The organism is Thermocatellispora tengchongensis (assembly GCF_014202315.1).
GTDB classification, from domain to species: domain Bacteria; phylum Actinomycetota; class Actinomycetes; order Streptosporangiales; family Streptosporangiaceae; genus Thermocatellispora; species Thermocatellispora tengchongensis.
On sequence record NZ_JACHGN010000001.1, the window covers coordinates 607,676 to 626,266 of the forward strand.

The following is an 18,591-nucleotide window of genomic DNA, read 5'->3' on the forward strand; positions in this document are numbered from 1 at the left end:
CCGTCGCCACATATTGTCGCGAAAAACGGAAAAACCGCTATCCCCATGGTGGTTCCCGGTGCGGCGGGAGCCCCCGTGGGGATAGCGGGGTGGCCGGCTAGCGCGTGCCCAGTTTTTCCACGATCAAGCGGTAGAGCTGGCGGGGCCGCCCGGGTTGCGGGGTGCGGTTGGGCGGGAGCGGCCACGCGAGTCCCTCGTCCACCAGCGTGCGCAGCAACCGCCGGGCCGTACGCGGGGTGACGCCGAGCATGCGGCCGGCGCTTTCGGCGTCGACCACGGTGTCGCCGCCCTCCAGTTTGGCCGCCAGGCGGGCCAGGACCTCGACGCCCTTGGGCTTGATCGGGCCGGAGCCGGTAGGGGGCATGCGGGGCGCGGGGATGAGCGCGCGGCCCTCGCGGTCCACGGCGAAGCCCTGGGCCTGCTTGCCCGCCTGGGTGCGGGCCAGGGCGGCCCTGGCGTGGCTCTCGGCGTCGTGCGTGGTGCGGCCCATGCCCACGCCCACCTCGACCGCCAGGCCCAGCTCGTCGCGGATGCGGCCCGCGAAGGGCAGCACCCGGAAGCCGTCGGTGGCCGAGGCGATGGAGCCCCTGGTCGCGGTGATCAGGTAGCTGTGGTCGTCGATGGGCCAGACCGTGGCGTTGATCCGGTTGGCCTCCTGCACGAGCAGGCGGTGCAGCGACAGGCGCAGCTCGTCGCGCCAGTAGCGCGGCGCCGCGCGGCGTACGGGCTCGCGCAGTGTCGGCACCTCCACCACGACCACGGTGAGCTGCGACTCCTCCAGCCGGTGGTGCGCGCCGAGGAGCGCCGCGGTGTGCAGCGCCGTCCGTACGGCGGCCGAGGTGGGCCTGATCCGGATGACCGGGATCGAGGCCGCCTGGAGCCGCTCCGCGACCGCGGGCAGGCACGTCAGGGCGCCGCTGGTGGCGCCCTGGCGGGCCAGACGCTCGTGGTACGCGGCGATGGTGCCGGTAGCGCCAGGTTCGTCACGGCTGTGCACCTCGGCGCTCGCCAGGCCGAGGTCGGAGTACGCCTCCTCCACGTCGGCCCGCGTGAGCACGTCGATGCTGACCCGCTGCGGGTCGATGCGCTCGTCCAGTGCGGCCTTCGCCAGCGCCGCGACCAGCGCGGCACCCCCAAGCTGTACGTACGTGGCCGGCATCGTCAGCACACCCGACCGTCTGGCCAGCTCGTAGGGCACCGGGCTGGCGAACAGGCATGCGTCCACGCCCGGCCCCAGCCGTGTCACCTTGTCAGCGGCCTCCTGCTCATCCCTGTACGCGGCCGCCACCAGGCGGCATGGCAGGGGAGCCGCGGCATGCCCCATGAGCATCACGCGCTCGACCAGATCGTGTGGCCCCACCACCCCGATGGTGAGGTCCGGCGTCATTGTGCCCGGGCGTGACACTCGGGGTGTTTCCTCGCCCCGCTCGACCAATGTTCGTCCCATCCTGCCGTCCGTTGCAGTGCTCTCTTTTGGAACGATCGCTCGCGAGGGCCATAATGTCACGCCCGGATTTTCCGGAATACGGTTCTGCGAGCGTTGGGTGCCGGTAAAGCTACTGGTCAGCCCGGTAAAGTGGCCATATCAAGGAGTTGAAATCTCCCGACGCACATCAGCCCCAAGAGACTGCATGCGCTCGGCCAGGTGGGCGTGCCCCCGGTCGATGAGATAACCGTTGGAGATCTCGGTCTCACCCTCCGCGGCCAGACCGGCGAGCACGAGCGCGATTCCGGAGCGCAGATCGTGCGCCTGTACCTGGGTGCCGCGCAGCGGGGTGGGCCCGTGCACGACGGCCCGGCTGCCCTCGACGTTGATATTGGCGCCCATCCGGTTCAGCTCGCCGGCCAGCGCGAACCGGCCGTCGAAGATGCGCTCGTGGATGTAGCTGGCGCCGTCGGCGAGGCAGGCCACGGTCATGATCGGCGACTGCAGGTCGGTGGCGAAGCCGGGGTAGGTGTCGGTGATCACGTTGATCGGGCGGAGCGGGCGGTCGCGGCGCACGTGCAGCACCGCGCCGTCGTCGTAGAACTCCACGCCCATCTGCTCCAGCTTCCAGCGCACCACGCCGAGGTGGTCGAGGTCGGCCCCGACGAGGTGCACCTCGCCGCCGGTGATGGCCGCCGCCATGGCGAACACGCCGGCGTCGAGCCGGTCGGGCATGACGGTGTGCTCGACGGCGCGCAGCTCATCGACGCCCTCGACGGTGATGAACCCGGTGCCGCCGCCGCTGATCTTGGCGCCCATGCGGGTGAGCATGTCGATGACGTCGAGCACCTCGGGTTCGAGCGCGGCGTTCTCGATCACGGTGGTGCCCTTGGCGAGCGCCGCGGCCATGATCAGGTTCTCGGTGCCGGTGTGGGAGGGGGTGTCGAGGTAGAGCGGGGCGCCGGTCAGGCCCGCGGCCTTGACGTTGATGACGGTGTCGCCCTCGTCCACGATCGCGCCGAGCCGCTTGTAGCCCAGGTAGTGGAAGTCGAGGTTGCGGCTGCCGAGGTTGCAGCCGCCCACGCCCTCGATGACCGCCTCGCCGAGCCGGTGCAGCAGCGCGGGCACGAACAGCACCGAGCCGCGGAAGCGGCGGGCGATGGCGGCGGGGAGCACCGGGCTGTGCACGCCGGAGGCGTCGATCACGAGGGTGCGCTCGGGCTCGTGCAGCTCGACGCGGGCGCCCACCGCCTCGGCCAGTTCGACCGCCCGGCGTACGTCCTCGATGATGGGCACGTTTCGCAGCACGGTGCGGCCGTCGGCAGCCAGCAACGCCGCCCCGATCATCGGCAGCACGGCGTTCTTCGCACCCTGGATGAAAGCGGTCCCACGGAGTGCGTTGCCACCGCGCACGCGGTAACGGATCATTTCGCGTCAAGCTCCTTGGCAGTTGCGGATGTGATCTCGACGAACGAGCGGCTGCGGAGGGGTTGTCTCGTTCGGCGAGCGAGCGCCAGGCGGGTCGCCGCGCTCACAGTAGCCCCTGTACGGCGCTGAGCCGGTCGTTTCGCGAGGTACGGGTCGTCCCGCTACCCCTGGGCTAGGCGGTGAAACTGAGACCCGTGAGACGCTCGTAGGCGTCAACGTAGCGCCGCCGGGTGCGCGCCACGACATCTTCGGGCAAACTCGGCGGCGCTTCTCCGGAGGCGCGGTCCCAGCCCGACTCGGGCGACAGCAGCCAGTCGCGGACGAACTGCTTGTCGAAGGAGGGCTGCGACCTGCCCGGCCGCCACTCGTCGAGGGGCCAGAACCTGGAGGAGTCGGGGGTCAGGACCTCGTCGCCCAGGGTCAGCACGCCCTCGGAGTCCCAGCCCAGCTCGATCTTGGTGTCGGCGACGATGATGCCGCGCTCGCGGGCGATCTCGGCCCCGCGCTCGTAGACCGCGAGCGTGATCCGGCGCAGCTCGGCCGCCGTCTGCTCGCCGACCATGGCCACGACCTGCTCGTAGGTGATCGGCTCGTCGTGCTGACCCTGCGGCGCCTTGGTGCTGGGCGTGAAGATCGGCTCGGGCAGCCGCGAGCCCTCTTCGAGACCCGGGGGCAGGGGGACGCCGGACACCTCGCCGGTGCGGCGGTAGTCGGTGAGCCCCGACCCCGCGAGGTAGCCGCGGGCCACGCACTCCACCGGCACCATGCGCAGCGGCCGGCACACCACGCTGCGCCCGTCGTCGCGCGCCGCCACGAGGTGGTTGGGCACCACATCGGCGAGCTGCTCGAACCACCAGGTGGACAGTTTCGTAAGGATCACACCTTTGTCGGGGATGTCGGGCGTGAGCACATGATCGAACGCCGAGATCCGGTCGGACGCCACCATCAGCAGCAGGCCGTCGTCCGTCTCGTAGAGGTCGCGGACCTTCCCCGAATGCAGGTGTTTCACCAGCCCATTCTGGCAGGAGAATCGGGGACCCCCGGACCGGGCCCCCGCCCGCTCACAGGGTGCCCTGGGTCTCCTGGCTGCGCGCGGCCTCGGCGGCGATGTCGGTGCGGTGGTGCGAGCCGCGCATGCGGATCGCCGACACCAGCTCGTACGCCACCGCCCGCGCCGCCGCCAGGTCGGGCCCGGTGCCGACCACGTTCAGCACCCGGCCGCCCGCCGAGACCAGGCGGCCCTCGGCGTCGCGCGCCGTGCCCGCGTGCAGCACGTAGCCGTCCTCGGACTCGGTGTCCAGGCCCTCGATCACGTCGCCCTTGACCGGCTGGGCCGGGTAGCCCTCGGCGGCGATGACGACCGTCACGGCCGCGCCGCCGCGGTAGGTCAGCGGCGGGAAGCCGGCCAGCTCGCCGGTGGCCGCGGCCATCAGCAGGGCCGAGAGCGGGGTGGCCAGGCGGTCCAGGACGACCTGGGTCTCGGGGTCGCCGAACCGGGCGTTGAACTCGATCACCTTCGGGCCGTCGGCGGTGAGGGCGAGGCCGGCGTACAGGACGCCGACGTACGGGATGCCGCGCGCGGCCAGCTCGCCGATCGTGGGCAGCACGATCGTGTCCATGACCTGGTCGGTCAGGCTGGGCGGGGCCCACGGCAGCGGCGTGTAGGCGCCCATGCCGCCGGTGTTGGGGCCCTCGTCGCCGTCGTAGGCGCGCTTGAAGTCCTGGGCCGGGCGCAGCGGGACGGCGGTCGTGCCGTCGCAGATCGCGAACAGCGAGACCTCGGGGCCGTCGAGGTACTCCTCCACCACGACGCGCTCGCACGACGCGGCGTGGGCCAGCGCCGCCTCGCGGTCGCGGGTCACCACGACGCCCTTGCCGGCGGCGAGGCCGTCGTCCTTCACGACGTACGGGGCGCCGAACGCGTCGAGCGCCGCCGCGACCTCTTCCTGTGTGGTGCACGTGCGCGCCCGCGCCGTGGGCACCCCGGCGGCCTCCATGATCTCCTTGGCGAACGCCTTGGAGCCCTCGATCCGGGCCGCCTGCGCCGACGGGCCGAAACACGGCACGCCCGCCGCGCGCACCGCGTCGGCGACGCCCGCGACCAGCGGCGCCTCGGGGCCGATCACGACGAGGTCGGCGCCCACGCCCTTGGCCAGGGCCGCGACCTGCTCGGGGTCGGTGGGCGAGATCGCGTGCAGCGTCGCCACCTCCGCGATGCCCGCGTTGCCCGGGGCGCAGTGCACCTCGGTGACCTGGGACTCGGCCTCCAGCGCCCGGCACAGGGCGTGCTCGCGGCCGCCACTGCCAATCACAAGTACACGCACGCCGACGACCCTATCGGCATCCTCGCGGTGCGGGCCGCGCGACGTCCTGATGGCTCCCTACCGGCGCGCGACGACACCTGGTGACAAGGGCGGTGCCTCGCCTCACACTGGTGGCGTGATGCAGGCTTCGTACCTCGTCGCCGTCGCGCTCGCCGTGCTCGTGGGCGTGTTGCTCCCGCCGATGCTGTGCTACCGGGGCCTGCTGGCCTGGCGGGCCTCCCGGCCGCGGGACCCGGAGCTGGACGCGTACGAGCTGGCGTGGCTGGCGGCGGGGTGGCGCCGCGCCGTGGACGTCGCCGCGGTGGGCCTCGTCGCGAAGGACGTGCTGCGCCGCTCGCGGTCGCGGACCTACACCCGGGTGGCGGGCACGAGCCTGTCCGGCGCCCATCCGCTGGAGGAGTCCCTGGCCGGGTTCGCCGGCGCCCGCCCCGGCGGGAGCTCGCAGCGCGAGCTGGAGCAGGCTCCGGAGCTGCGGCCCGTACGGCGGGCGATACGACGCAGGCTGGTCCGGCTCGGGCTGGTGCACCCGTGGGTGGTGCAGGGGGTGCAGGCCGTCGTCCCGATGCTGTTCCTGCCTGTGCTGTTCCTGGGCGGCTACGCGGCCCTGGAGTTCGTGACTCTGCTCTGGGAGGACGGGCCGCTCCCGGCGCGGACCGGCGAGATCCTGCTGCTGGCGTTGGCGTCGTTCGCCGGGCTGGTGGTGCTCGCGCCGCGCGAGGCGGATCGCGGCGACCTCAGCAGGGCCGGCCGCGCCGTCCTGCGCCGGGCGCGCTCGCGGTGGCCGGCGGACGGCGCGATGCTGGAGGCGTACGCGCTGCACGGCGAGTACGCGGGCGAATGGCGCGAGGCGGCCGGGATTCCGCAGCCCACGCCGCACGTCGAGCGGACCGCGCCCCCGGATCGCCCCGCGCGCTCCCGCAGGGACGACGGCGATGGCGGCGGCGCGGGCGGCTGCGGCGACGACGGATGCGGCTGCGGCGGCGAGTGACCCGCCCGAGGTGGCCTGACGCGCGTGCGTGCGCGGCCGGCACCCCCTGTGCGGGAGTGACCTCCGCGCGCGTGCGCGCGCGTACGGGAGACGCGTGAGCGGCCCTTCCGGATGACTCGGTGTGTCGGCAATTGGGTACGTAGTTCGTGCGGGGCTTTTGTGCACTTCTACGCGATCACCCCTTGTACGGCGGGGTAGGCTAGGTGTCTGGCGGTCGCCCTGTGGTAAATTGGGGCGGCTTTATGGCGTCTCGTGGCGATTGGAGGTGGTCCGGGATGAATCCTGGTGATCCCAGCAGTACGTGCTCGCGCGCGTACACCGTGTGCACCCCTGACCACTCCAGTTCGGTCGCCTGATCCTGCTTCACGCGCTCCTTTCTGCCGCTTTTCATGTTATTGAGGTGACGTTCAGTCGCGCGTGGATCGTGCCAGGTCAGGCGGGAAGGGACCGCCATGCGTTCGTCCATGCTCTTTCCCCGGATCAGCCGTCACCCTCGCCGCGTGCCGCACGCCCGAAGGACCCCGAACGGCGCTTCCGCCGCCGAGCGGATCACGGGTGCCTGCGTGCCGCCCAAGGAGTCGCTGGTCGAATACGCCGCCTACATCGGCGGCAAGAAGGTCTACGCCCTCGACATCGTCGAGGCGCTGCGCCTGGTGCGCGCCCACAACGAGGCCATCGGCGAGGACGCCAAGGCCCCCGCGTTCGTCTGGGTCGGGCTGCACGAGCCCAAGGCGCCCGAGGTCGAGTGGCTGGCGGAGGTCTTCGGACTGCACCCCCTCGCCGTCGAGGACGCCGTCAAGGCGCACCAGCGGCCCAAGGTCGAGCGCTACGGCGAGTCGCTGTTCGTGGTGCTCAAGACCCTCGCCTACATCGACCACGAGGTGCTCAGCGACACCAGCGAGATAATCGCCACCGGCGAGATCATGGTGTTCGTGGGCCCCGACTTCGTGGTCACGGTGCGCCACGGCGAGCACTGCCCGCTCACCGAGGTGCGCGCCCGGCTCGAGGAGAAGCCCAAGCTGCTCAACCGCGGCCCCACCGGCGTGCTGCACGCCATCGCCGACTTCGTGGTGGACAAGTACCTCACCGTCGCCGACTGCATGCAGGAGGAGCTGGAGGAGGTCGAGGCCAAGGTCTTCGCCGACGTCAGCTCCCGCGACATCGGCCGCATCTACCACCTCAAGCGCGAGATGATCGAGATGAAGCGGGCCGTCACCCCGCTCCAGGCCCCGCTCGGCGCGCTGCCGCAGCGCCGCATGATCCCCTCCGAGATGCGCGACTACTTCCGTGACGTGGGCGACCACCTCTCGCGGGTGTGCGAGCAGGTGGAGTCGTCCAACGAGCTGTGCAACTCGGTGCTCCAGGCGGCGCTCGCGCGCTCCAACGCCCTGGCCAACGAGGACATGCGCAAGATCTCGTCCTGGGTGGCGATCATGGCCGCACCGACCATGATCGCCGGGATCTACGGGATGAACTTCGACTTCATGCCCGAGCTGAAGTGGGTGTTCGGCTACCCGCTCGCGCTCGGCGTCATGCTCGTCGTCTGCACCCTGCTCTACCGCGGCTTCCGCCGCAACGGCTGGCTCTGACCCCGCGCGGGGCCCGCTGAGGGCCGCGCCCGCACGTGCTCACCCCGCACGTATTCAATTCGCACGTGCTCACCCCGCACGTAGTCGATCCGCACGTGCTCACACCGCCACGGACGGGCGCAGCGACGGCACCGGGGCCGGCACGCTCATGCCGCGCTCGGTCCACAGCTCCCGCATCCGGTCGGGGTAGTCGGTCACGACCCCCGACACGCCCAGGTCCAGCAGCCGCGCCGCGTCCTCGGCGCGGTTGACCGTCCACGGCACCACCGGCAGCCCGGCGCGGCCCGCCGCCGCCATGAACGCCTCGTCCACCAGGACGTACTCGGGCGAGACCGTCGTGCCGCCCGCCGCGGCGGCGGCGGCCGGGACGTCGCCGCCGAAGTCGGCCAGGTCGAGCCCGTCGAGCCAGGCGGGCGCCATCGTGTCGCGCTCGATCAGCGCGAACCGCGGCACCTGCGGCGCCAGCTTCGCCGCCGCGCGCAGGATCCGCCAGTCGAAGCTGAGGATCGCCGCCCCGCCCAGCCGGTGGTGCCGCTCCAGCTCGGTCAGCACCAGCTCGGTGAACATCTCGGGGTCGGGGGTCAGCTTCGGCCGCGTGGGGTCGGACTTCAGCTCCACGTGCAGCCGCACGCCGTCGGCGTCGTACGCGCCGACCAGGCCGAGCACCGCGCCGAACGTCGGCATCCGGGTGTCGGGGATCGGCACCTGCGTGAGCGCGAACGGGTCGTCGGCGTGGCGCGGCAGCCGCACGCCGCAGTCGAGCGTGCGCAACTGCGCCAGGGTCAGGGAGTTGATCGGCCGCCCCACGTAGGGGAACTGGGGGTCGGCCACGTACGCCGGACGCGTGTCGGCGCTGGTCACGGAGGAGACGGTCAGGTCGTGGGTCAGCACGAGCCGCCGGTCGGCGGTGAGGGCGAGGTCGAACTCCAGAGCATCGACGCCTATCTGAAGCGCGTGCAGCAGCCCGGGAAGAGTGTTCTCCGGGCGCAGCCCTCGGGCCCCGCGGTGTCCATGGATCTCGGCATGCACACCTGGGACCATACCGCCGCCGTGTCCGTATTCCGCGGCATGAGGCCGCGCCACGCCGCCCGGCCGCTCAGGCGAGCGCCCGCGCCAGCGCCGTATCGGCCGCCGGGTCCAGGGGCCCGGCCAGCATGAACGGCATCTGCGCCATGAACCGGGGCCGTTCGCCCAGGTGCTCCTGAGCCGCGTGCACGGTCAACGGATGCACCAGGTACGCGTCGCCCGGCGAGCCGGTCGCGAGCGCCACCGGCCGGTCGCGGCTCGCCTCCTCCACCAGCGCGCCGGCGCGGATGAAGTCGTGCACCTCATCGCCCAGCGCGCGTACGCTGTCGCGCTGCGAGCCCACCCTGATCCGGGTCGGCGCGTCCCGCTCGCCCACCTCCGAGAACAGCATCAGCACCAGCAGCGTGTGCGAGCGGGCGGTCACCCCCCAGCCGCTCCCGTCGGCCAGCGGCACGTTGGCGTCGAGGTGCCAGCCCCGGTCGTCGGCCGGCGGCACGCGCGGGAACCGGATCGGGATGTTGCCCGCCGCGAACCGCGGCTGCCACCCGCCCTTCCCGCACACCGCGTCCAGCCCCTCGGCCAGCACGGGCGAGCGTAGCAGCTCCCCGAACGGCCCCTGCCCGGTCAGGTCCTGCGCCCACACCACCGGCTCGCGCCAGCCCTCGGGCCGGTCGGGCGACAGGCCGATCTGCTCCCACAGCAGCGCCTGCGCCGCCTCGCCCTGCTCACGCGAGCCGATCGTCAGCTTCACGAACCCGTCGCGTGCGAAATCCTGGGAAATGCCCACGACGTCCGATCATGTCAGATGAGCGGCCGAAGCTGCAGGGTTTGCGTACGCCCCGGGCCCACGCCGATCGCCGACACCGGCGCCCCGGCCAGCTCCTCCAGCCTGCGCACGTACGCCTGCGCGTTCGGCGGCAGGTCCTCGAAGGACTTGGCCTCGGAGATGTCCTCCTTCCAGCCCGGCATCTCCTCGTAGACCGGCTTGGCGTGGTGGAACTCCGTCTGCGTCATCGGCACCTCCTCGTGGCGGGTGCCGTCCACGTCGTAGGCGACGCACACCGGGATGCGCTCCAGGCCGGACAGCGTGTCCAGCTTGGTGAGGAAGAAGTCGGTCACGCCGTTGATCCGCACCGCGTACCGGGCGATCACCGCGTCGAACCAGCCGCAGCGCCGGTCGCGCCCGGTCGTGGTGCCGTACTCGTGGCCGGTACGGCGCAGCCACTCGCCCATCTCGTCCAGCAGCTCGGTCGGGAACGGCCCCGACCCGACCCGGGTCGTGTACGCCTTGAGGATCGCGATCACCTTGGTCAGCCGCGTCGGCGGGATGCCCGACCCCGCGCACGCGCCGCCCGCGGTCGGCGAGGAGGAGGTCACGAACGGGTACGTGCCGTGGTCGATGTCCAGCAGATTCCCCTGGCCGCCCTCCAGCAGCACCACCTTGCCGTCGTCGAGGGCCTGCGACAGCACCAGCGAGGTGTCGGCGATGAACGGCTTGAGCCGCTCGGCGTAGCCCAGGTACTCCTCCAGCACCTTGCCGGGCTCGATCCCCCTGCGGTTGTAGACCTTGGTCAGGACCTGGTTCTTCTCGTGCAGCGCGACCTCGATCTTCTTGCTGAGGATGCCCGGGTCGAGCAGGTCCTGCACCCGCACGCCCATCCGCGCGATCTTGTCGCCGTACGCCGGCCCGATGCCGCGCCCCGTGGTCCCGATCCGCGCCTTGCCCAGGAACCGCTCGGTCACCTTGTCCAGCGCCTTGTGGTGCGGCATGATCAGGTGCGCGTTGGCCGAGATGAGCAGCCTGTCGCAGGAGATCCCCCGGGCCTGCAGGCCGTCGATCTCCGACAGCAGCACCCCCGGGTCGATGACGACCCCGTTCCCGATGACCGGCACGACCTCCGGCGAGAGCACCCCCGTAGGCAGCAGGTGCAGCGCGTACCGCTGGTCGCCGATCACGACCGTGTGCCCCGCGTTGTTTCCGCCCTGGTAGCGGACCACGTAGTCCACGGACTCGCCGAGCAGGTCCGTGGCCTTACCCTTGCCCTCATCGCCCCACTGAGCACCCAAGAGAACGACAGCCGGCATCGCAAACTCTCCCAACACAAAACGAAACCCCTGACGCAAGGGCGTAAGGGGCTCTTGCATCCGAACTCTACCCTGCTTACGGCGCGTGCTCCGCACGCGCGGCTTGGGCGCCTTTCAGGTCGCGTCTTCCCTCGTCACTCCGGTCGCTTCGCTCCCTGCGCTCCTCCTCCAGACACGACCGCGCCCAAGCGCGCTCATGGCGATTGCTTCGCAATACGCGGGCTTGGGCGCCTTTCAGGTCGCGTCTTCCCTCGTCGCTTCGGTCGCTTCGCTCCCTGCGCTCCTCCTCCAGACACGACCGCGCCCAAGCCGACCTACCACCCGATCGCGCGGTTCACACGTGGCGCCCGGTGATCCGCGAGTGGAATGCCCGTGGAAGATGGGGGCGGCCCGGGTCGGGGTGACGCCGGGCCGCGGGGTCAGTTGTTGAGTTCGGCGGCGGCCGTGGGGCTGGAGTCCTTGAGGAACTGCAGGCAGCGTTCGGCCTCGTCCTTCTCGCCGATCGCCTGGGCGGCGCGGGCGAGGGCGTACAGGCAGCGGAGGAAGCCGCGGTTGGGCTCGTGCTCCCAGGGGATCGGGCCGTGGCCCTTCCAGCCGGCGCGGCGCAACTGGTCCAGGCCGCGGTGGTAGCCCGTGCGGGCGAACGCGTAGGAGGTCACGGCGTGGCCGTTGGCGAAGTACTCGTCGGCGAGGGTGGCCCAGGCGGCGGAGTACGCGGGGAAGCGGGCGGCCACGTCGGAGGCCTTGGCGCCTGACTCCAGAGCCTCCCTCGCCTCGGTCGAGTCGGGAAGGTAGGTCGGAGGCGGCCCGGCCAGAAGGTTCTCGTGCGTCATGAACACAGTCTTACCCGTGTGAGGCGATCTGAGGACGGGGCGGCGGGGCCGAGATACGCTGACATTTCTCGGGACGGGGAGGAACGCTGATCTTGGGGGCCGGGCGGTTGGCGGGCGTGCTGGCGGCTCTGGTCCTCGTGGCCGGGTGCGCCGCCGAGCGTCCCGGGCCCGAGCCGGCGCGTCCCACGGCCGAGCGTCCCACGGCCGAGCGTCCCGTCGTGGTGCTCACCTTCGACGACGGGCTGGCCCGGCAGGTGGTGGCGGGGGAGCTGCTGCGCGAGCACGGGCTGCGGGCGACCTTCTTCGTCTCCAGCGGGGTGCTCGGGCGCGAGGGGCGGCTGAGCGTGGCGCAGGTGCGGGCGCTCGCGCGCGACGGGCACGAGATCGGGGGGCACACGCTGACCCACGCCCGGCTGGGGGAGCTGCCGCCGGAGCGGCAGGAGCAGGAGATCTGCGCCGATCGGCGGGCGCTGGTGGCGATGGGGTTCGAGGTGCGGGCGCTGGCCTACCCGTACGGGTCCTTCGACGCGCACACCGCGGGCATCGCCGCGAGGTGCGGCTACGCCGGGGCCCGGGGCTCGGGCCGGTCCGGTGGCGGGCCGTTCCAGGTCGCGACCGCGCCCGCCGTCGTGCGCGGGACCGGCCTGGAGGCGTTGCGCGGGTACGTGACCGGGGCCGAGCGGCGCGGCGACGCCGTCGTGGTGCTGGTGTTCCACGACGTGTGCGCGCGGTGCGGCGAGTACGCCGTCGATCCCGGCGTTCTGGACTCCTTCCTGGGCTGGCTGGCGGAGCGGGGCACGCCCGTGCGCACGTTCAGCGACGCTCTGGCCGCCGCGGGAACGGCAGGCGGCGGCGCCGCGGTCGCGACGCCGACAGGCGCACGCGCTCCAGCTCGTCGGTGAGCTGGGCGATCCGGCGTTCCAGCCGGGCGTTCTCCTCGCGGAGTCGCACCACCTCCTGGCCGGGTTTGCCGCTCGGCGCGGGCCTGGCCGGCTGCTGGGCCTTCGGCTCGGGGGCTTCGGCGGCGGGCAGCCAGCCCCAGGTCGCGCCGTCCACCCAGTACGTGCCCGCCACGTCCTCCACCGCGTCGTCCAGCGGCTCGCCGGGGGCGGCGACGAGCCGGGCCCGCGCGTACGCCCCCGTGTGCTCCAGCCGGGCCGTGACCACGACGTCGGTCTCGTCCAGGGCCACGCTGATCAGGCCGTAGCCCTGGTCGGCGGCCAGGGCGACCATGCGGCGCAGGCTGTCGGGGCCCGGCACCCAGCCGGGCGGGCAGGTCAGCCGGTACGGCGTGGGGGCCGCCGACTCGGGTAGCCGTTCCACGTAGCGCACCCGGCCGTCGTGGCGGTACAGGCCGTGGACGAGCAGCAGGTCCAGGTTCGGGCTGTACTGCGGCGACCGGCGGTCCTCGGCCAGCGTGCTCCACGGGCCCACCAGCGTGACCTGGAGGTCGTGCAGCGAGCCGGCCAGCACGCCGTCCACCGTGGCGCGGGTGTCCTCGTAGCTCGCGCCCGTGGCGTCCACCACCACCTCGACGTACGGCACCAGGTACTGTCGCTTGGGGTGGGTGCGCTGCCAGCGCATGTGCGCCACCCGGTCGGGCACGAACACCCGGTTGTACCGGCTCACCCTGTCGCCGTCGCGCATCATCATGGAGCGGCCGAGGTGCCAGCTCCGAGCCTGGGGCTCCAGGACGAAGGCCGCGCCGTGCTGGGCGAGGCGGTAGCCCAGCTCGGTGTCCTCGCCGAGCACCAGCTCGGTCTGCAGCGGGCCCGTCTCGCGCAGCAGCCGGGCGTTGACCGAGGCCGCGTTGGTGACGTGCACCCGGTAGGCGGTGTCCTTGGCCGCGCGCAGGCCGTCGGTGCGCTCGGCCAGGTCCACGATCCACTGGTGCGGCTCGCTGGCCTCCAGGTCGAACAGCTTCTCGCCGGCGCCCGCCGACACCGCCGCGTACACCTCGGCCGGCGCGGGCCAGTCCTCCTCGACGTAGCGGACGTACCCCATGACCACCAGGTAGCCGGCCAGGTGGTGCCAGCGCATGTGCGCCTCCACCTCGTCGTGGTGGGTGACCATGTCGGCGTCCAGCCAGTGCACCACGTCGCCGTCGGCGACCTCCAGGCCCACGTTCCGGGCGTTCGCGCGCCCGCGCGAGCCCTCCTCGGTGCGCAGCAGCCGCGTACGCTCCGGCGCGATCTCCGGCAGCCGCAGCGGCGGCGCGGTGCCGTCGTCGATGACGATCACTTCGAGCAGGTGGGACGGGTAGCTCTGCCCGGCCAGGGCCGCCAGCGTCAGGTCCAGTTTGTCCTGATGCCCGTACGCCGCGATGATCACGCTCACGGTCAGGCGCGGGCGCCAGGCGCCCAGCTCGGGCGGGGTGAGCACGGAGTAGTCGTTGTGCCGGATGCGGGGGGCTTTCATGGTCGGTGCTCCATAAGGCGGCTGGGGCGGAAGCCCCGCCACTGGTCCTTGGCCCGGTGCAGGAAGTACCCGACCGGTTCCTGCCAGGTGTGCTTGCCTCTGGCCGCGCGCCGGGCCATGAAGCCCAGGCCGTGGGTCCGGTAGATGCACCCTCCGGCGCGCAGGAGGGACTGGAACAGCTCGATGTCCACCGAGCGGGGGATCGGGCGGAAGCCGCCGAGGGCGGCCAGGGTCTCGCGGGCGATCAGGAAGGTGCCGCCGGCCACGTGGTCGGACATCGTCTCGCTGGTCCAGCGGCGGCGGATCGTGACGTTGATCTGCTCCAGGTAGAAGAACTCCGACGCGGCCCCGACCAGGTCGGCGCCGGAGTAGCCGCGGGCGAGCAGGAGGTCGGCCAGGTGGTCGGGGCCGTACCAGTCGTCGTCGTCCCACTTCGTCACGTACGCGCCGGAGGCGCGGGCCACGGCGGCGTTCAGCACCGCGCCGAACGGCATCTCGGCCGGGGCCTCCACCACGGTCAGGGGCCGGTCGAAGGCCGACACCGCGGCGGCCACGTCGGGGTCGCCGGCGGGCACGCCGTGCAGGGCGAGCACGACCTCCAGCTCCACGCCGCGCTGCCGGGCGATCTGGCCCAGCGCGAAGGCCACCAGGTCGCCGCGGCGGGTGCACATCACCACCGAGATCGTGGGCGGTCCGGGGACCGGCAGGCCGGCCGCGGCGGCGAAGGCGGTCCAGCGGGCGGTGGTGCCGTGGGCGCGCAGGGCGTGGCGGCGCATGCGCACGCTCAGCTCCTCGCGCCGCAGATCGTCGGCGACGTCGGCGTCCTCGCGGGCCAGCAGCGACAGCAGGTCCTCGCCCAGCGTCGCCGTGGCCCAGGCCGGGGGCGGGCTCGGGGCGATGAGCGGGACGCCGGCGGCGGCGAGCCCGGCCACCACCCGGGCGGCGGCGATCGGGCCGGTGTGGGCGGGGCGCCAGGACAGGCGCAGCGCGCGCAGCCTGCGCAGGCGGTCCACGTCGGTGTCGGTGACCAGGCCAGACTCGGGGAACGCGACCAGGTCGCGGCCGTCGAGCCGGGCGGTCCAGCGGCCGCCGGCGAGCACGATGTCGCCGATGCCCTTCGCGGGCGTGCGCAGGAACCCGCGCGGGTTGACCGAGCGCTCGTCCACGGGAGGCACCTGGCCGGGGTCGAGGCGGGCCAGGCGCTCGTAGCCGCCGGGCGCCCCGATCGCGGTCCAGGTCGCGTGCTCCCAGGGCGGGCGGGCCAGGACGGGCACCCGCCGGTCCGGCCACTCCGCGTCCGGGAGCCGCAGGCCCAGCTCGGCCGACGGCACCCCGGACTTCTCCGGGGCGCCGCCGCAGGACGCGTCGGGGTCGCCGGGCCACCAGTCGGCCAGCGCCGGGTCTCCCAGCGCGACGGCGGGCAGCGGGTGGGCGTTCAGGTGGAACCCGGTCATGCCGCGCGTGATCGCCGCCGCCACGTCGCCCGCGGGCTGCTCCTTGGAGAACCGCGTGGTGATCAGCCAGCCGGACGCGCCGAGCCGGTGCACGCGGCACTCGCGCAACACCCGCTGGCCGACCCCGCGCGACATGACGACCTGGGGCGTGTCGAACCAGGAGGGCGTCTCCAGGATCGCCACCATGACCCGGACGGCCGAGGGGAGCGCGCCGCGCAGCGAGACCAGCCGGCGCAGGTCGGTGGGCGTACGGGCGAGCAGGGCGACCCCGGCCGGGTCGGGCACCGGCCACGGCCCCGCCGAGACGCGCTCGATGTCCACCGCGTGCACGCTCGCCGGGCCGAGCAGCGCCGCGACCACCTCGTCCGGGTCCTCCAGGCCGGCGCAGGCCGCGGCCACCTTGGCACCCGCCTTGACGAACAGGAGGTCGCCCGGCGGTCGGAGTGCCTTGGCGGTCACACCGGGCTCCGGTGGAACAGCATCGCGCCCTTCTCCGCGGGATACGTCGTGGTGGACAGGTCGGGGAACTCGCGCAGCCACCGCTCGGCGACCTCGCGCTCCTCCGGACGCCGGGCGTCGTCGAGCACGATCAGCGCCGAGGGCGCGCAGCGGGGCAGCAGCAGCGGGACGGCCGGGTAGCGGGCCAGCGGGCCGGTGGCGTTGGGCGGCCCGTCCACGAAGACCAGCCCGATGTCCGTGAGGTCGTCCAGCGCCGCGGTGTCGTACCAGGGGAAGCCGCGCCAGTCGGCCAGGGGCGCGTGGCGCACCTCCACCACGTCCTCCAGGCCGTGCGCGGCCACGAGGTCGGCCGTCGCGCGGACGAAGCGCTCGTCGTGCTCCAGGGCGATGACCCGGCCCTCGCCGTAGCGCTCGACGGCGTACCCGAGCCAGATGCTGGACGCGCCGCTGCCGCACTCGACGATCAGTTTGGGGCGGTCGGCGGCGATGCGCTCGATCAGCAGCCGCAGCACGTCGGGGGAGGCCGCCCAGCCGCGCAGGCGCGGGAGCGGCGCGCGCGGGCGGAGCAGCGCCCGCAGGTCGATCATGGCCTCGACCTGGCTGAAGTCGCCGCGGCTGCGGACCTCGGGGAGCACCTTCTCGCTCAGCAGGGCCTCCACGCGGGCCAGCGAGCGGGCGATCTCGGCCAGCTTGGCGTCATGTCCGTCGAGGCGCGCGGCCTGCTCGCGTAACGCGGTGGTGTGGGCGGCCAGCTCGGCGCGGTCCTCGCCCAGGGCGGCGATGACGGTGTCGGCGTTCGCCCGGCCGGCGGCGGCGAAGCGGTCGAGCATGGACTCGACCCGGCCGGTCAGCCCGGTGGACAGGGTGGCGACGTCACGGGCGACCTTGTTGAGGGTGGCCTCCTGGCGCTTGACGCGGTTGTCGGTGCGCAGGGCCTTGCCGTCGGCCCGCCGTACGGCGATGACGATCATGGCGAGCGCGGCCAGCACCGCGGCCGAGACCGCGAGCTGCAGGGCGTCGTGCCACGGCATGAGCCCGAACACGGACAGCAGGACCAGTCCGGCCACCGCGAACCCCCCGCCGAAGGCGGAAACGATCAATAGCCGCCGAGGGGACGGAGGGCGTATACGGATCCTTTCCACTCGGAGAGGATATGAGATGTCAACAGGAAATAACGGAACTCGTATCTAAGAGTTCACTGGGAGGTGTGTCCGCATCTCAGGACACACCTCCCACACCTGCCCCTGGATTTAGGACAGCGCCCCTGGCTTCAGGACAGTGCCCCTGGGTTCAGGACGGCGCCCCTGGGTTCAGGACGGCGCCCCTGGCTTCAGGACAGCCTGGTACCCGCCGACTTCAGGTGCCGGCACGCCTCCGCCACGCGGGCGGCCATGCCGGCCTCGGCGGCCTTGCCGTACGAGCGGGGGTCGTAGGTCTTCTTGTTGCCGACCTCGCCGTCCACCTTCAGCACGCCGTCGTAGTTGCGGAACATGTGGTCGGCGATCGGCCGGGTGAAGGCGTACTGGGTGTCGGTGTCGATGTTCATCTTCACCACGCCGTAGGAGATCGCCTCGTGGATCTCGCTCAGCAGCGAGCCAGAGCCGCCGTGGAAGACCAGGTCGAACGGCTTGTCCTTGCCGTACTTGGCGCCGACGGCGTCCTGGATCTCCTTCAGCACGCTCGGGCGCAGCTTGACGTGGCCCGGCTTGTAGACGCCGTGCACGTTGCCGAACGTCGCGGCCAGCATGTAGCGCCCGCGGTCGCCGATGCCCACGGCCTCGGCGGTGGCCAGCGCGTCCTCGGCGGTGGTGTACAGCTTCTCGTTGATCTCGCCGACGATGCCGTCCTCCTCACCGCCGACGACACCGATCTCCATCTCCATGACCACCTTGGCTGCGGCGCACTTCTCCAGCAGTTCGGCGGCGATCTGCAGGTTCTCCTCCAGCGGCACGGCGGAGCCGTCCCACATGTGCGACTGGAACAGCGGGTCCTCACCGCGGGCGACGCGCTCCCTGGAGATCTCGATCAGCGGGCGCATGAAGCCGTCGAGCTTGTCCTTGGGGCAGTGGTCGGTGTGCAGCGCGACCGTCACGGGGTACTTGGCGGCGACCACCCGGGCGTACTCCGCGAGGGCGACGGAGCCGGTCACCATGTCCTTGACCGTGGACCCGGACAGGTACTCCGCGCCACCCGTGGACACCTGGATGATCCCGTCGCTCTCGGCTTCCGCGAAACCGCGCAGCGCCGCGTTCAACGTCTGGGACGAGGTCACGTTGATCGCGGGATAGGCGAATCCGCCAGCCTTGGCCCGGTCGAGCATCTCGGCGTAGACCTCTGGCGTTGCGATGGGCATCGGTCATCTCCCTGGAGACGGCGGTGGATATGCGGGGACACGTGACGGCGCGCGCCGCGCGGTGCCCGTCCGGCCAGTATTCCCGGTAAGCCCGCACAGGGGTAGGTGCACCTGCCCTCGCGCCTGCCGCGCGTCGCCCGGGAACACCTATTCGGATGCCCCGTCCTTGCCGGGGAAAACCCCCAGCGTACGGGTAGGCTCGGCCTCG

At 72.5% G+C, this 18,591-nt stretch carries 15 protein-coding genes; 3 read left to right on the plus strand and 12 right to left on the minus strand.

Features of this window, described 5'->3' with window-relative positions; all coding sequences use genetic code 11:
* Window positions 1-97: 97 nt before the first annotated feature.
* From HNP84_RS03030 to purD, 4 genes are all read right to left on the minus strand, one after another.
* Window positions 98-1,387, minus strand: coding sequence for a GTP cyclohydrolase IIa (locus HNP84_RS03030; RefSeq protein ID WP_185047735.1), 1,290 nt, complete (start codon window positions 1,385-1,387; stop codon window positions 98-100).
* Between the two features lie 198 nt (window positions 1,388-1,585).
* The gene (murA, locus tag HNP84_RS03035) at window positions 1,586-2,854 is read right to left on the minus strand and encodes a UDP-N-acetylglucosamine 1-carboxyvinyltransferase (protein ID WP_185047736.1); all 1,269 of its coding nucleotides are present in this window, start codon (window positions 2,852-2,854) and stop codon (window positions 1,586-1,588) included.
* Window positions 2,855-3,026: 172 nt separating this feature from the next.
* Window positions 3,027-3,863, minus strand: coding sequence for a phosphoribosylaminoimidazolesuccinocarboxamide synthase (locus HNP84_RS03040; protein ID WP_185047737.1), 837 nt, complete (start codon window positions 3,861-3,863; stop codon window positions 3,027-3,029).
* Between the two features lie 52 nt (window positions 3,864-3,915).
* On the minus strand, window positions 3,916-5,178 hold the full coding sequence (purD, locus tag HNP84_RS03045; RefSeq protein ID WP_185047738.1) for a phosphoribosylamine--glycine ligase: 1,263 nt from the start codon (window positions 5,176-5,178) through the stop codon (window positions 3,916-3,918).
* A 118-nt stretch (window positions 5,179-5,296) separates the two neighbouring features.
* Between purD and HNP84_RS03050 the strand changes: the two genes are divergently transcribed.
* Together HNP84_RS03050 and corA are read left to right on the plus strand one after the other, a co-directional pair.
* A complete protein-coding gene (locus HNP84_RS03050) occupies window positions 5,297-6,166 on the plus strand; it encodes a TIGR04222 domain-containing membrane protein (protein WP_246517780.1) in 870 nt (289 codons plus the stop codon).
* A 452-nt stretch (window positions 6,167-6,618) separates the two neighbouring features.
* A complete protein-coding gene (corA, locus tag HNP84_RS03055; protein ID WP_185047740.1) occupies window positions 6,619-7,755 on the plus strand; it encodes a magnesium/cobalt transporter CorA in 1,137 nt (378 codons plus the stop codon).
* A gap of 99 nt (window positions 7,756-7,854) precedes the next feature.
* Here the strand turns inward: corA and HNP84_RS03060 are convergent, their stop codons facing one another.
* From HNP84_RS03060 to HNP84_RS03075, 4 genes are all read right to left on the minus strand, one after another.
* Window positions 7,855-8,784, minus strand: a complete 930-nt coding sequence (locus tag HNP84_RS03060) for a glycerophosphodiester phosphodiesterase family protein (RefSeq protein ID WP_312923506.1) — start codon at window positions 8,782-8,784, stop codon at window positions 7,855-7,857.
* A 67-nt stretch (window positions 8,785-8,851) separates the two neighbouring features.
* A complete protein-coding gene (locus tag HNP84_RS03065; protein ID WP_312923509.1) occupies window positions 8,852-9,568 on the minus strand; it encodes a phytanoyl-CoA dioxygenase family protein in 717 nt (238 codons plus the stop codon).
* Window positions 9,569-9,582: 14 nt separating this feature from the next.
* Window positions 9,583-10,866 (minus strand): adenylosuccinate synthase, encoded by a 1,284-nt coding sequence (locus HNP84_RS03070; RefSeq protein ID WP_185047742.1) that lies wholly within the window; start codon window positions 10,864-10,866, stop codon window positions 9,583-9,585.
* Between the two features lie 419 nt (window positions 10,867-11,285).
* Window positions 11,286-11,699, minus strand: a complete 414-nt coding sequence (locus HNP84_RS03075) for a DUF3151 domain-containing protein (RefSeq protein WP_185047743.1) — start codon at window positions 11,697-11,699, stop codon at window positions 11,286-11,288.
* A 92-nt stretch (window positions 11,700-11,791) separates the two neighbouring features.
* Between HNP84_RS03075 and HNP84_RS03080 the strand changes: the two genes are divergently transcribed.
* Complete coding sequence (locus tag HNP84_RS03080) at window positions 11,792-12,601, plus strand: polysaccharide deacetylase family protein (RefSeq protein ID WP_185047744.1); 810 nt, start codon at window positions 11,792-11,794, stop codon at window positions 12,599-12,601.
* On the opposite strand, the gene HNP84_RS03085 is transcribed toward HNP84_RS03080, so the two are convergent.
* The 4 genes from HNP84_RS03085 to fbaA all read right to left on the minus strand — a co-directional run bounded on the left by HNP84_RS03085 (window position 12,513) and on the right by fbaA (window position 18,383).
* Window positions 12,513-14,117, minus strand: a complete 1,605-nt coding sequence (locus HNP84_RS03085) for a glycosyltransferase (protein ID WP_185047745.1) — start codon at window positions 14,115-14,117, stop codon at window positions 12,513-12,515. The two genes, HNP84_RS03080 and HNP84_RS03085, sit on opposite strands and share 89 nt — an antisense overlap.
* Window positions 14,114-16,030 (minus strand): glycosyltransferase, encoded by a 1,917-nt coding sequence (locus HNP84_RS55830; RefSeq protein ID WP_185047746.1) that lies wholly within the window; start codon window positions 16,028-16,030, stop codon window positions 14,114-14,116. Before HNP84_RS55830 ends, HNP84_RS03085 begins: the two co-directional genes overlap by 4 nt.
* Complete coding sequence (locus HNP84_RS54685; protein ID WP_312923510.1) at window positions 16,027-17,097, minus strand: O-methyltransferase; 1,071 nt, start codon at window positions 17,095-17,097, stop codon at window positions 16,027-16,029. Before HNP84_RS54685 ends, HNP84_RS55830 begins: the two co-directional genes overlap by 4 nt.
* 263 nt (window positions 17,098-17,360) lie before the next feature.
* A complete protein-coding gene (gene fbaA, locus HNP84_RS03100) occupies window positions 17,361-18,383 on the minus strand; it encodes a class II fructose-bisphosphate aldolase (protein ID WP_185047747.1) in 1,023 nt (340 codons plus the stop codon).
* Window positions 18,384-18,591 lie beyond the last annotated feature (208 nt).

Coding starts and splice junctions, on each gene's coding strand:
- HNP84_RS03030 (WP_185047735.1), bottom strand. CDS start 1,387: ATGACGCCGGACCTCACCATCGGGGTGGTGGGGCCACACGATCTGGTC.
- murA (WP_185047736.1), bottom strand. CDS start 2,854: ATGATCCGTTACCGCGTGCGCGGTGGCAACGCACTCCGTGGGACCGCT.
- HNP84_RS03050 (WP_246517780.1), top strand. CDS start 5,297: ATGCAGGCTTCGTACCTCGTCGCCGTCGCGCTCGCCGTGCTCGTGGGC.
- corA (WP_185047740.1), top strand. CDS start 6,619: ATGCGTTCGTCCATGCTCTTTCCCCGGATCAGCCGTCACCCTCGCCGC.
- HNP84_RS03070 (WP_185047742.1), bottom strand. CDS start 10,866: ATGCCGGCTGTCGTTCTCTTGGGTGCTCAGTGGGGCGATGAGGGCAAG.
- HNP84_RS03075 (WP_185047743.1), bottom strand. CDS start 11,699: ATGACGCACGAGAACCTTCTGGCCGGGCCGCCTCCGACCTACCTTCCC.
- HNP84_RS03085 (WP_185047745.1), bottom strand. CDS start 14,117: ATGAAAGCCCCCCGCATCCGGCACAACGACTACTCCGTGCTCACCCCG.
- fbaA (WP_185047747.1), bottom strand. CDS start 18,383: ATGCCCATCGCAACGCCAGAGGTCTACGCCGAGATGCTCGACCGGGCC.